General features: G+C 60.6%; 13 protein-coding genes. 9 read left to right on the top strand and 4 right to left on the bottom strand.

Features of this window, described 5'->3' with window-relative positions:
* Nucleotides 1-76 precede the first annotated feature (76 nt).
* A complete protein-coding gene (gene desA / locus AC07XF_RS28135; RefSeq protein WP_495029119.1) occupies nucleotides 77-1,261 on the bottom strand; it encodes a delta-9 fatty acid desaturase DesA in 1,185 nt (394 codons plus the stop codon).
* A gap of 147 nt (nucleotides 1,262-1,408) precedes the next feature.
* On the opposite strand from desA, the gene dibA reads away from it, so the two are divergent.
* The 6 genes from dibA (at nucleotide 1,409) to AC07XF_RS28105 (ending at nucleotide 7,757) form a co-directional block, all read left to right on the top strand.
* Nucleotides 1,409-3,328 carry a phosphodiesterase DibA gene (gene dibA, locus AC07XF_RS28130; protein WP_495029118.1) on the top strand — a complete coding sequence of 640 codons (1,920 nt, stop codon included), beginning with the start codon at nucleotides 1,409-1,411 and terminating at the stop codon, nucleotides 3,326-3,328.
* A gap of 282 nt (nucleotides 3,329-3,610) precedes the next feature.
* Entirely contained in the window at nucleotides 3,611-3,793 is a 183-nt protein-coding gene (oscA, locus tag AC07XF_RS28125) for a sulfur starvation response protein OscA (protein ID WP_007975618.1), read from the top strand.
* 75 nt (nucleotides 3,794-3,868) lie between these two features.
* Nucleotides 3,869-4,882, top strand: a complete 1,014-nt coding sequence (locus AC07XF_RS28120) for a sulfate ABC transporter substrate-binding protein (RefSeq protein WP_056726966.1) — start codon at nucleotides 3,869-3,871, stop codon at nucleotides 4,880-4,882.
* Between the two features lie 181 nt (nucleotides 4,883-5,063).
* Nucleotides 5,064-5,882, top strand: coding sequence for a sulfate ABC transporter permease subunit CysT (gene cysT / locus AC07XF_RS28115; protein ID WP_495029117.1), 819 nt, complete (start codon nucleotides 5,064-5,066; stop codon nucleotides 5,880-5,882).
* Nucleotides 5,883-5,894: 12 nt separating this feature from the next.
* A complete protein-coding gene (gene cysW / locus AC07XF_RS28110) occupies nucleotides 5,895-6,764 on the top strand; it encodes a sulfate ABC transporter permease subunit CysW (RefSeq protein WP_008068643.1) in 870 nt (289 codons plus the stop codon).
* A gap of 3 nt (nucleotides 6,765-6,767) precedes the next feature.
* Nucleotides 6,768-7,757, top strand: a complete 990-nt coding sequence (locus tag AC07XF_RS28105) for a sulfate/molybdate ABC transporter ATP-binding protein (protein ID WP_495029116.1) — start codon at nucleotides 6,768-6,770, stop codon at nucleotides 7,755-7,757.
* A 91-nt stretch (nucleotides 7,758-7,848) separates the two neighbouring features.
* On the opposite strand, the gene AC07XF_RS28100 is transcribed toward AC07XF_RS28105, so the two are convergent.
* Nucleotides 7,849-8,373, bottom strand: coding sequence for an Mpo1 family 2-hydroxy fatty acid dioxygenase (locus tag AC07XF_RS28100; protein ID WP_495029115.1), 525 nt, complete (start codon nucleotides 8,371-8,373; stop codon nucleotides 7,849-7,851).
* Nucleotides 8,374-8,456: 83 nt separating this feature from the next.
* On the opposite strand from AC07XF_RS28100, the gene AC07XF_RS28095 reads away from it, so the two are divergent.
* The gene (locus AC07XF_RS28095; RefSeq protein ID WP_495029114.1) at nucleotides 8,457-9,143 is read left to right on the top strand and encodes a Crp/Fnr family transcriptional regulator; all 687 of its coding nucleotides are present in this window, start codon (nucleotides 8,457-8,459) and stop codon (nucleotides 9,141-9,143) included.
* 125 nt (nucleotides 9,144-9,268) lie between these two features.
* Here AC07XF_RS28095 and AC07XF_RS28090 read toward each other — a convergent pair whose 3' ends face one another.
* Nucleotides 9,269-9,889, bottom strand: coding sequence for a LysE family translocator (locus AC07XF_RS28090; protein WP_204928828.1), 621 nt, complete (start codon nucleotides 9,887-9,889; stop codon nucleotides 9,269-9,271).
* A gap of 91 nt (nucleotides 9,890-9,980) precedes the next feature.
* On the bottom strand, nucleotides 9,981-10,877 hold the full coding sequence (locus AC07XF_RS28085) for a DMT family transporter (protein ID WP_495029113.1): 897 nt from the start codon (nucleotides 10,875-10,877) through the stop codon (nucleotides 9,981-9,983).
* A gap of 89 nt (nucleotides 10,878-10,966) precedes the next feature.
* Between AC07XF_RS28085 and AC07XF_RS28080 the strand changes: the two genes are divergently transcribed.
* Nucleotides 10,967-12,298: an aminotransferase-like domain-containing protein gene (locus tag AC07XF_RS28080; RefSeq protein ID WP_495029112.1), complete on the top strand. Its 1,332-nt coding sequence runs from the start codon at nucleotides 10,967-10,969 to the stop codon at nucleotides 12,296-12,298.
* A 91-nt stretch (nucleotides 12,299-12,389) separates the two neighbouring features.
* Nucleotides 12,390-12,977: a LysE family translocator gene (locus AC07XF_RS28075; RefSeq protein WP_495029111.1), complete on the top strand. Its 588-nt coding sequence runs from the start codon at nucleotides 12,390-12,392 to the stop codon at nucleotides 12,975-12,977.
* Nucleotides 12,978-13,242 lie beyond the last annotated feature (265 nt).

Genomic DNA, 13,242 nt, shown 5'->3' with positions numbered 1-13,242 from the left:
CGAAGGGGTCGTGTCAGTCACCTTTTATGTCGACTGACACGACCCCTTCGCGAGCAAGCCCGCTCCCACAGTTTTTTCAGACGGCGGCAGGGCGCAGGGAGTAGGTTTTCAACTGGTCGGCGAAGTCGCGCAGGGATTGAATCCCGCTGGCTTCGGCTTCGTGTACCCAATCCTTGATGGCCGCCAGCATGTCGTGACCATTTGAGCTGGTCTTGACCCAGATCTGCTGCAGGGCCAGGCGTTTCTCGTAAATTACCTTCAGCGCCTGACTGTGCTCGAGCATGTTCTGGATGCGCACGTGGTGTTTGTCATCCAGCAGGCTGGTCTCCCGCGAAAGCAGGCGTTTGGCCCGGTGGAACTGGTGACGTACCGAGTGATCGACCTTTTCCAGTTCTTGCTTGACCAGCGGGCCGATCACCAATTTGCGGTACTGGGCCATGATCTGGAAGCGGTTGTTGAGGATCGCCATGGCGGTGTCCATGTCCAGGTTGCCCTTGCCTTCGACACGATGGGCAATTGGCGCGACCCGTTGAACCTTGGCCAGGCGCAGGAAGCTGAAGACTTTGATCCACGCCCAGCCGAGGTCGAATTCCCACTTCTTCACCGACAGTTTTGCCGAATTAGGGTAGGTGTGATGGTTGTTATGCAGTTCTTCGCCGCCAATCAGGATGCCCCACGGCACCAGGTTGGTCGCCGCATCGCGGCATTCGAAGTTGCGGTAGCCGATGGCATGGCCCAGGCCATTGACCACGCCGGCGGCCCACACCGGGATCCACATCATCTGGATAGCCCAGATGGTGATGCCGATGGTGCCGAACAGCAGCAGGTCGATAACGCCCATGATCGCGATGCCCAGCAGCGGGAAGCGGCTGTAGAGGTTGCGCTCGATCCAGTCTTCGGGGCAGTTCTTGCCGTAGATGCGCAGGGTCTCGGGGTTTTCCGCTTCGGCGCGGTACAGCTCGGCGCCTTTGCGCAGCACCGTGGACAAACCCTTGATGACCGGGCTGTGCGGATCATCGACGGTCTCGCATTTAGCGTGATGCTTGCGGTGGATGGCGGTCCACTCGCGGGTGTTCTGCGCCGTGGTCAGCCACAGCCAGAAGCGGAAGAAATGCTTGAGGCCCCCATTCAGCTCCAGGGAGCGATGGGCCGAGTAACGATGCAGATAGACCGTGACGGCGATGATTGTGACGTGGGTCATCAGCAGGGTGACTGCCACCAGTGACCAGGCCGACAAGCCAAGAAAACCTTCGTACCACATAGGCTATAGGGCCCTCGATAAAGAAAAAAACAGCCGTTGCATTATCACTAAGCCCACACAGAAAACCAGTCGCCCTTTCAGATAAGAGTGGCTGGATGTGTCTTTAAACTATTATTCCAACCTTTTTGTAGGGACATGGATCGCCGGATGTCTGCCACCTATCGCGATGCCTTGCGCGCAGCGCTGCTCTATCTGTTGCTTTCTGTGGTTTGGCTGCAGATCAGTGGCTATCTATTGAACAGTTTCTTCGATAGCTCCACCGAGCGACTGCACTGGCAACTGATCAACGGTTACGTTTGGGGGCTGTTCAGCGCCGGGTTGATCTTCATTGCCCGGGCACGGCTGCTGCGGTGCCTGGGGATCGGCGCCACTTTGCACGAGCGCAATATCAACCGCGAGCACCTGCGCCAGGCGGCTGCGGTGTTCGACTGCACCCGTGAAGGCGTGCTGGTTACCGATCGGGAAGGCGTGATCGTCCATGTGAACCGGGCGTTCATGGAAATCACCGGCTATGGGTGTGAGGACGTGCAGGGACAGCGGCCCAATATGTTCAAGTCCGGACGTCATCCACCCGATTTCTATCAGGCGATGTTTGCCGCGCTTGAAAGCGCCGGGGAGTGGAGCGGGGAAATCTGGAACCGGCGCAAAAGCGGCGAAATATACCCGCAATGGCAGACGATCCGCCTGATCCGCGACGACGATGGCCAGCCGAGCCAGTTCCTGGCGGTGTTTTCCGACATCAGTGCGATCAAGAACTCCGAACACGAGCTGATGCACCTGGCGCACCACGACCCGCTGACCGACCTGCCGAACCGCCTGTTGTTCACCGACCGCGCCGAACAGGCCCTGGCTTCGGCGCAGGTTCACAAGCGTGGTTGCGCACTGCTGATGATCGATCTCGACCACTTCAAGATGATCAACGACAGCCTCGGGCATACCATTGGCGATCAGTTGCTCAAGGCTGTGGCCGAGCGCCTGGGCGCCATGTTCGGCCCGGGCATCACCCTGGCGCGCTTGGGCGGGGATGAGTTCGCGGTACTCGCCGAAAGCTGTCCGCAACTGGTTCAGGCCGCTGCGTTGGCCCAGCGGATTATCGATGGCCTCAAAGAGCCGTTCCTCATCGATGGGCACCCGCTGTTCATCAACACCAGCATCGGCATCAGCCTGTTCCCCAGCGATGCCTTGAGCGTCGAGCAACTGCTGCGTAATGCCGACTCGGCACTGTTCAAGGCCAAGAGTACGGGGCGCAATGGTTACGCCCTGTACACCGAAGAGCTGACGGCCCACGCCCAGCAACGGGTCGAGATCGCCTTCGAACTGCGGCGGGCCCTGGACCGGCAAGAGCTGCGGGTTTATTACCAGCCGGTTCATGACCTCAAGACCCGTCGCCTGATCGGTGTCGAGGCGCTGGTGCGGTGGCAGCATCCGCAGCGGGGATTGGTGTCGCCGGCGGAGTTCATTCCGGTCGCCGAACGAACCGGTCTGATCGCCGAAATCGATGCCTGGGTCATGGCGCAGGCGTGCCGGCAGATGTGCCAGTGGCAGCAGGACGGGGTGGCGCTGTCGTTTGTTGCGGTCAACGTATCTTCACGGCTGTTCGCCCGGCGTGAGCTGTATCGACAGGTGGCGCAGGTACTGCGCGAAACCGGGCTGGAACCGGCCTTTCTGGAGCTGGAAGTGACCGAAAGCGCGGTGATGGAGGACCCGGAAGTCGCGCTGGAGCAGATGCATCGTCTGCGCGAGTTGGGGGTGCGCCTGGCCATTGACGACTTCGGTACGGGTTATTCATCGCTGCTGCGACTCAAGCGTCTGCCGGTGCAGAAACTGAAAATCGACCAGGGCTTCGTGGCCGGGTTGCCGTGGGATGAGGACGATGCAGCGATTTCGCGGGTGATCATTGCTCTGGCGCAGAGCATGGGCATGCAGGTGCATGCCGAGGGGATCGAGCAGGCTGAGCAGGCGGCGTTCCTCCTCGAACACGGTTGCGATCTGGGGCAGGGCTACTGGTTTGGGCGGCCGGTGCCGGCGGTGCAGCTGGATTGGCTGCATGCGCCGGTGATCGTGTAGGAGCGAGCTTGCTCGCGATGAACGTCAATGATGACAAGGACTGCCTGAATGAACGCAGTGCCCGCTGCCACCATCGCGGGCAAGCCCGCTCCTACAGGGTTTTTGGTGTGCTTGAAAGAGGGCGATTCACCTCAAGCCCTTGTCCCTCCAAGTAATGTCTTATGGTTATATAAACATTCTTAAATAGTCTTTTTAAGAATATCTGTGCCTCTCTACTATTGCTCTCACGCCGCAAGCAGTGCCGCCACTGCCAGGCAACCCCTCAGTTGAAGGAGCAGCAATATGAGCGCATCCCTGCGTAGCGTCGACGGTCAAGACGAAGCCACCATCCTGCGTGAAATCCAGAGTGCCCTGCGCGACCTGCGTTTTGGTGCCGTGGAAATCACCGTGCACAACGCCCAGGTGGTGCAGATCGAGCGTAAAGAAAAATTCCGTTTGCAGCAGCCGGGCAACAAGCCGGGCTGAGGCGAATCAGGCACCGCGATTTCCGATATCCCATAAGAAAAAGCCAACAAACCAAGAATTCCAGGAGCTTTCACCATGTCGTCGATTCGTCATTTCGCTTTGGCCGCCCTGGCCAGCGCCCTTTTTGCCGGTTCTGCAGTTGCCAAGGACTACGAGTTGCTCAACGTGTCGTACGACCCGACCCGCGAGCTCTATCAGGACTACAACGCCGAATTCATCAAGTTCTGGCAGAAAGACCACGCGGGCGACACCGTGAAGGTCCAGCAATCCCACGGCGGCTCGGGCAAGCAAGGTCGGGCGGTGATTGATGGCCTGCGTGCAGACGTCGTGACCCTGGCTCTGGCCGGGGATATCGACGAAATCGCCAAGCTTGGCAAAACCCTGCCAGCCGACTGGCAAAAGCGCCTGCCGGACGCGAGCACGCCTTACACCTCGACCATCGTGTTCCTGGTGCGCAAAGGCAACCCTAAAGGCATCAAGGACTGGGGTGACCTGGTCAAGAATGACGTCTCGGTGATCACGCCGAACCCGAAAACCTCCGGCGGTGCGCGCTGGAACTTCCTCGCGGCCTGGGCCTATGGCCTGAAAGCCAATGGCGGTGACGAAGCCAAGGCCAAGGAATACGTGCAAACCCTGTTCAAGCACGTGCCAGTGCTGGATACCGGCGCTCGCGGCTCGACCATTACCTTCGTCAACAACGGCCAGGGCGACGTGTTGCTGGCCTGGGAAAACGAAGCCTTCCTGGCCCTGAAAGAAGAGGGCGGCGCCGACAAGTTCGACATCGTCGTGCCTTCGCTGTCGATCCTCGCTGAGCCACCGGTGGCCGTGGTCGACAAAAATGCCGAGAAAAAGGGCAACGAGCAAATCGCCGAGGCCTACCTCAAGCACCTGTACAGCCCGGCCGGCCAGGAGATCGCGGCAAAAAACTTCTATCGCCCGCGTGACAAGGACGTGGCCGCCAAGTACGCCCAGCAGTTCCCGAAACTGGAACTGGTGAGCATCGACAAGGACTTCGGCGGCTGGAAAACCGCCCAGCCGAAATTCTTCAATGATGGGGGTGTATTCGATCAGATCTACCAGGCGCAGTAATCTTAAATAGCCACCGCGAGCCCCAATGCTAATCAGCTAAGGTGCTTAACATGTGGGAGCGGGCTTGCTCGCGAAGGCGGTGTATCAGGCGGCATTAACGTTGACTGACACACTGTTTTCGCGAGCAAGCCCGCTCCCACATGGGTGGGTTTAGCTGATCGCTTTTTAACCAAGGACTTTTATGTCGCGTCGTATCTCCCCCGTCATACCCGGCTTCGGGCTGACGCTGGGCTACACCTTGGTGTACCTCAGCCTGATTGTGCTCATACCACTGGCGGCGATGTTCGTGCATGCCGCTCAACTCACCTGGGATCAGTTCTGGGCAATCATCTCGGCGCCACGGGTGCTGGCTGCGTTGAAGCTCAGCTTCGGCACCGCACTGTGTGCCGCGATCATCAACGGCATTATCGGCACGCTGCTGGCCTGGGTATTAGTGCGCTATACCTTCCCAGGACGCAAAGTCATCGACGCCATGATCGACCTGCCGTTCGCATTGCCCACGGCGGTGGCGGGTATTGCGCTAACCGCGTTGTACACCCCTACCGGTCTGGTTGGTCAGTTTGCAGCGGATATGGGTTTCAAGATCGCCTACACCCCCCTGGGCATCACCCTTGCCCTCACTTTTGTGACACTTCCATTCGTAGTACGTACCGTACAGCCAGTGCTGGCGGATATTCCTCGTGAAGTCGAAGAAGCGGCGGCGTGCCTGGGGGCAAAACCATTGCAGGTTTTCCGTCATATCCTGCTGCCGGCGCTGCTGCCGGCATGGCTCACCGGTTTCGCTTTGGCCTTTGCCCGCGGGGTCGGCGAGTACGGTTCGGTGATTTTCATCGCCGGCAACATGCCGATGAAAACCGAGATCCTGCCACTGCTGATCATGGTCAAACTCGACCAATACGATTACACCGGCGCTACCTCCATTGGTGTGCTGATGCTGGTGGTTTCCTTCGTCCTGTTGCTGCTGATCAACTTGTTGCAGCGGCGCATCGAAACCCCATAAGGAGGCGCACACATGTCCCAATCGTCTATTGCTGCCGCTTCCTCGAATGCTGCCCGGCGTGGCAGTGCGACTTCGCGGCGAGTCCTGATCGGCCTCGGCTGGTTGATTTTTGCGCTGTTCCTGTTGCTGCCGCTGTTCATCGTGGTGTCCCAGGGCCTGAAGCTTGGCCTCGGTGCGTTCTTCACCGCGATCTTTGAACCGGACGCTCTGTCGGCGCTGAAGCTCACGGTAATCGCCGTGCTGATTTCGGTGCCGTTGAACCTGGTGTTCGGTGTCAGCGCCGCGTGGTGCGTGAGCAAGTACTCGTTCCGCGGCAAGAGCATGCTGGTAACGCTGATCGACCTGCCGTTCTCGGTGTCGCCGGTGATTGCCGGTCTGGTGTATGTGCTGATGTTCGGCGCCCAGGGCCTGTTCGGGCCGTGGCTGCAGGATCACGACATCCAGATCGTCTTCGCCCTGCCGGGTATCGTGCTGGCGACGATTTTCGTCACCGTGCCGTTCGTGGCCCGGGAATTGATCCCGCTGATGCAGGAACAAGGCACTCAGGAAGAGGAGGCTGCGCGCTTGCTCGGGGCCAACGGCTGGCAGATGTTCTGGCACGTCACGGTCCCCAACATCAAATGGGGCCTGATCTACGGCGTGGTGCTGTGTACCGCGCGGGCCATGGGTGAGTTCGGTGCGGTATCGGTGGTTTCCGGGCACATTCGCGGGGTGACCAACACCCTGCCGCTGCACGTCGAGATCCTCTACAACGAATACAACCACGTAGCCGCGTTCGCCGTGGCGAGCCTGTTGCTGATCCTGGCGCTCTTCATCCTGCTGCTCAAGCAGTGGAGCGAAAACCGTATTAACCGCCTGCGCGCCAGCGCCGCGGAGGAATAATTCATGTCGATCGAAGTGCGTAACGTCAGCAAGAATTTCAACGCGTTCAAGGCGCTGGACAACATCAGCCTGGATATCCAGAGCGGCGAGCTCGTCGCGTTGCTCGGTCCGTCGGGTTGCGGCAAGACCACGTTGCTGCGGATCATCGCCGGCCTGGAAACCCCGGACCAGGGCAACATCGTGTTCCACGGTGAAGACGTTTCCGGCCATGACGTGCGGGATCGCAACGTCGGCTTCGTGTTCCAGCACTACGCCTTGTTTCGCCACATGACGGTGTTCGACAACGTCGCTTTCGGCCTGCGCATGAAGCCGAAAAACCAGCGCCCGAGCGAAAGCCAGATCGCCACCAAGGTTCATGAACTGTTGAACATGGTGCAACTGGACTGGCTCTCGGATCGCTACCCGGAGCAACTCTCCGGCGGTCAGCGTCAGCGCATTGCCTTGGCCCGTGCTTTGGCGGTGGAGCCGAAAGTGCTGCTGCTCGACGAACCGTTCGGCGCCCTCGACGCCAAGGTCCGCAAAGAGCTGCGCCGCTGGTTGGCGCGTCTGCACGAAGACATCAACCTGACCTCGGTGTTCGTGACCCACGACCAGGAAGAAGCGATGGAAGTCGCCGATCGGATCGTGGTGATGAACAAGGGTGTGATCGAGCAGATCGGCTCACCGGGTGACGTCTACGAAAATCCGGCCAGCGATTTCGTCTATCACTTCCTCGGTGATTCGAACCGTTTGCATTTGGGCGAAGACAATCACGTGCTGTTCCGTCCGCACGAGGTGTCGTTGTCCCGGCATGAACTGCAAGACCACCACGCGGCTGAAGTGCGGGACATTCGACCGCTGGGTGCGACGACTCGGGTGACGCTGAAGGTCGAAGGGCAGAGCGATTTGATCGAGGCCGAAGTGGTCAAGGATCACGACAGCCTGATCGGGTTGGCGAAGGGTGAGACGCTGTTCTTCAAGCCGAAGGTCTGGCAGAAGGTCGCGAATATTTAAAATCAAAAGCTTCGCGAGCAAGCCCGCTCCCACATTGGATCTATGGTGTACATAGAACCCCTGTGGGAGCGGGCTTGCTCGCGAATGCGATCTAGACAGCTGCACGCTTCGGATTGATCCGCACCCCACCCGCCCGCGCCTCGATCTGCTCTTTGAGGTCATGCCGCATCCCCAGCATGAACGCCAACTCAGCCACCACAAACAACGGCCCGACAATCAAGCCGGTCACGTCATCGACAAATGCCGGTTTGCGCCCTTCGTAGTGATGGCCGACAAACTGGATCGCCCAACCGATCACGAACATCCCCACGCCGCTGCTCAGCCAGACCAGCGTGCTTTGCTGCGCCAGCGCATGACCTGCCCAGACGCAAAGCCCGAGCAACACGGTCATCAACACACCCAAGCGCAATTCCAGGCGCAGGTAAAACCACGCCGATGCCAACGAAACGAGCACCGCCGGTGACATCCACAGGCCGCCCAGCGACCACTGCGGCCGGGACAACAACACCGCGACGGCCACCACGATCAGTGGAATGCCGATAAAGTGCGAGGCGATGTTGCGCGGGTCACGGTGGTAGGCGGCATATTGACTGAGGTGGTCGACGAGGCTTTTCATTGTTGTTCTCCTGTGGGGTGATTGATCATGCCCCGGGGCCACTTCCCGCTCTGTCAGCCAGGCGACAATCTCTAGGAGTTTTCATGGATATGCAGGTCTGGCGTCCACGCCTGATGAGCGGTCAGTGGTTCAGTCATTTGCCTGTTTCCCTACAGGATAGTCTGCTGTCGGTGGCCAGGGTGCGGCGCTTGTTGCCGGGCCAACGGCTGTTCAAACGCGGCGATCCGCCCTGTGGCCTGTACGCGGTACTTGAAGGCGCGGTGCGCGTCGGTGCCGTGAGCGAGCAGGGCAAGGAAGCGTTGCTGAGCCTGGTAGAGCCACCGCACTGGTTCGGCGAAATCTGCCTGTTCGACGGCCAGCCGCGCACCCACGATGCCTACGGCGTCGGCCAGTGCACGCTGCTGCACATTCCCCAGAACACCTTGCTGGCGCTGCTCGACGAGCATCCGCAGCACTGGCGGCAATTGGCGTTGCTGATGAGCCAGAAATTGCGCATGACCTTCATCAATCTCGAACAACTGAGCCTGTTGCCGGCCCCGGCAAGGCTGGCGCACCGCTTGTTGATGATCGCCGAAGGCTATGGCGAGACCGCCCCGCCGCGCCGCATCCTGCAATTGCCCCAGGAGCAGCTTGCTGCAATGTTGTCGCTGTCGCGCCAGACCACCAACCAGATTCTCAAGGAGTTGCAGGGGCAGGGGATTATCGGACTGAGTTACGGCGAAATCGAAATCCTCGATGCTGCCCGGTTGCGGGAACTGGCCACGATCTGATGGCTGGCACGAACCATTGTGGGAGCGGGCTTGCTCGCGAAGGCGTCAGGTCAGGTATATCAATTTCAACTGACACTCCGCCTTCGCGAGCAAGCCCGCTCCCACATTAGGTAAATGCTAATCCTTCAGGCGCGTCTGGCCATCAGAAGTACCGAGGCCGCAGCCGACAGCAACCCGGCGCAGCAGCGATTGAATATCCGCTTGCCCGACGGCCTGGCGAACCAACGACGCATGTGCAGACCCATGTAGGCATAGGCGCCGATGGCAATCCACTCCAGCACCAAAAACAACGCCCCCAACACCACGAACTGCGGCGCAATGGCGTGGGTCGAGTCGACGAATTGCGGCAGGAACGCGGTGAAAATCAGAATCGCCTTGGGGTTGCCGGCCGCCACCAGGAATTCCTGCCGGGCCAGTGCCAGCGTGCCCACGGGGGCTGTGGTAACCAGGTTTTCGACGCCTGGATCGGCGCGCCACAATTGCCAGGCGAGGTAGAACAGGTAGGCCGCGCCGAGGATCTTGATGGCGTAGAACAGCAACTCAGAGGTTTGCAACACCACCGCCAACCCTGCCGAAGCGAGGGCAATCATCCCGGCGAACGCCAGCAGCCGGCCGATGCCGGCCACGCACGCGGTGCGGTAGCCATAGCGGGTCGAATTGCTGACCGACAGCAGGTTGTTGGGGCCGGGTGCCATGTTGAGGGCGAAGCAGGCCGGCAGAAACAGGGTGAGGGTGGCGAGGTCCATGGTGGGCTCCTGTAGCAAGAGCGCTATTTTTATCACGGCCCACCGTTGGCCAGACCCATACAGTCATGGGCGTAAACCACCGTACACGGGGCTATTTGGCAAATTTTTTCGCCCCGGCGACGCAAAGGATCACGGCAGCGGTGACACCCAACATGCCAAGGCTGACGTGCTCATGCAGCAGGGTGGCGGCCAGGGTCAGCCCGAAAAACGGCTGGAGCAGCTGCAATTGCCCAACGGCGGCGATGCCCCCTTGGGCCAGCCCGCGATACCAGAACACGAAACCGATCAGCATGCTGAACAGCGAGACGTAAGCCAGACTGAACCACGCTGGCGTGCTGATGCCGGTGAACGAATCCGGCATGCGCATCCAGCTGAGCACCGCCACGACCGGTAGCGACAGCACCAGCGCCCAGGAAATCACCTGCCAGCCACCGAGCGTGCGAGACAGCTTCGCGCCTTCGGCATAACCCAGGCCGCAGGCGAGGATGGCCAGCAGCATCAGCATGTCGCCTTGGGGTGATGCGCTCAGCCCTTGGGACAGGGCAAAGCCGACCACCAGCAGACTGCCCAGTACCGAGAATATCCAGAACGCCGCCCGTGGCCGCTCGCCGCCGCGCAGTACACCAAACACCGCAGTCGCCAAGGGCAACAGGCCAACGAAGACGATGGAGTGCGCGGACGTCACGTATTGCAGCGCCAGCGCGGTCAACAGGGGGAACCCGATGACCACGCCCATGGCCACGATGATCAGCGGTATCAGTTGCTGGCGCGCCGGACGTTTTTCCTTGAATAACCCCAACAGGCACAGCGCCAGGACCGCAGCGATGGTCGCGCGCGCGACCGTCAGGAACACCGGATCGAACTCCAGCACCGCCACCCGTGTCGCCGGCAGCGAACCGCTGAAAATCACCACGCCGATCAGGCCGTTGATCCAGCCGCTGGTGCTGTTTTCCAGTGTCCGGTGTTGCAGGTTCGAAGTCCGTTCCATTTGGCTCACGCTCATTGTTTGGTTGCACGAAACTCATCGTATGAGCGACTATCGATACAATCAAAAAATTGTCATGGATACATCTCGACATGCCTCGATCCCGCTACAAAACGCTGGTGGATGCCTTTGCCGCCGACATCCGTTCCGGGCGTTTGTCGCCTGGCACGCGGCTGCCGACTCACCGTCAACTGGCCACTGAGCACGGTTTGGCACTGGTCACCGCCAGCCGGGTGTATGCCGAGCTGGAGGGCATGGGTCTGGTCAGCGGCGAAACCGGACGCGGGACCTTTGTCAGGGAGACTTCGCTGCCGCCGGGGCAGGGCATCTCGCAGCACGTGGTGGCGGCGGGGATGCTTGACCTGAACTTCAACTATCCGTCATTGCCCGGTCAGGCCGACCTGTTGCGCAATGCCTTGCGTCAACTGGCGCTGTCCGGTGATCTGGAATCCCTCCTGCGTTACCAGCCCCACGCCGGGCGCCTGCACGAGCGGGCCTCGGTTGCGCGTCATCTGCTCGAGCGCGGGCTGAGCGTGGCGGCCGAACAAGTGTTGATCGTCAGCGGCGCCCAGCATGGCCTGGCGGTGGCGATGATGACGCTGCTCAAGCCCGGCGATGTGATCGCCGCTGATGCGCTGACCTATCCCGGTTTCAAGACGCTGGCCGAAACCCTGCATCTGGAAGTCTTGGCCATTCCGGTCACGGATACCGGGCCTGATCTGCCTGCCCTGGAAAAACTCTGCCGCAGCCGCTCAGTGCGGGCCGTGTACTCGATGCCGACCTTGCACAACCCCTTGGGCTGGGTGATGGACGCCGATCAGCGTGAGCAGTTGGTGGCGATAGCGCGTCAGCATGACCTGACGATCATCGAGGACGCCGCCTATGCATTCCTGGCCGAAAACGTACCGCCACCGCTGGCTGAGCTGGCGCCTGAGAGAACGGTGTACGTGTCCGGCCTGTCGAAGAATGTCGCCACCGGGTTGCGCGTCGGCTTCATTGCTGCACCCGTGCATTGGATCGCCGCTTTCGAGCGCACCGTCATGGCGACCACCTGGAACACCCCCGGCGTGATGACCGCCATCGCCACGGCCTGGCTCGACGACGGCACCGTCAGCCAGCTGGAAGAGCAAAAAAGGGCAGATGCCCGGGCCAGGCAAGCCCTGGCCCGCGAGGTGCTGGCGGGGCTCAGGACCATCAGTCACCCGAATTCCTACTTCATCTGGCTACCCTTGGCGGAAGACGCTCGGGCCGACCAGATCGCCATGGCGCTGATGCGCGAGCAGGTGTCGGTGTCGCCGGCCGAGCCCTTTGCGATTTCGGCCCATGTACCGCACGCGATACGCCTGGCGTTGGGCTCCGTGGACATGGATTCGTTGCGCATTGCCCTGACCAAAGTGAAAAGCGTCGTTGGCTATTACTCATAGCGATGCAGGACAGGGCAGTTTTCTTCAATACGCGAGCCGGTCGGCTCTTTACCTTGAGGGCCTTGTTCAACTCGATGGAAGAAGGTGTGCAATGAATCTGATGATGTCCATGGCGGCGTTTGCGCTGGTCGCCTCCATCACGCCGGGGCCGGTCAACATTGTGGCGTTGAGCTCCGGCGCGCGGTTCGGCTTCAGGGCCAGCCAGCGTCACGTGGCCGGGGCCACGCTGGGGTTTGTCTTGCTGTTGGTGCTGATGGGGCTGGGCCTGCATGAGTTGTTGCAACGGTGGCCGGCGCTGACGCAAGTGGTGCAATGGGCGGGCGTGGCCTTTCTGCTGTACATGGCCTTCAAGCTGGCGGCCGACAATGGGCACGTGCAAGCCAGTGAATCGGGCCGGGCGCCGTCAATGCTGTATGGCGCCATCATGCAATGGCTCAACCCGAAAGCCTGGCTGGCCTGCGTGGCCGGCATGGGCGCGTTTGTCGCCGATGGCGAGGCACGCCTGGTTTGGCAATTCGCCGCGATTTATCTGGTGATCTGCTATGCGTCGGTCGGTTGCTGGGCGTATGCCGGGACATTTCTGCGCGGCTTTCTGAACAACCCGTCCGGTATGCGCCTGTTCAATCGCGTCATGGCGTTGCTGCTGGTGGTGAGCGCGGTGTACCTGTTGCTGCCGTAACGGCGATCAACACAGAAATTGTGGCGAGGGAGCTTGCTCCCGCTTTGCTTCAGATAAGTCATGCATCCCGGTTTTGCGACGGCTTCGCCGTCGAGCGGGAGCAAGCTCCCTCGCCACGGATTCAGGCAGGCCACGCCTGTTCAATCGTGTCATGGCGTTGTTGCTGGTGGTGAGCGCGGTGTACCTGGTGCTGCCGTAACGGCGATCAACACAAAAATTGTGGCGAGGGAGCTTGCTCCCGCTGGGCTGCGAAGCGGCCCCCGCT

This window comes from Pseudomonas sp. GW821-FHT01C01 (genome assembly GCF_059422645.1).
This window is presented reverse-complemented; position numbering and strand designations above follow the sequence as displayed.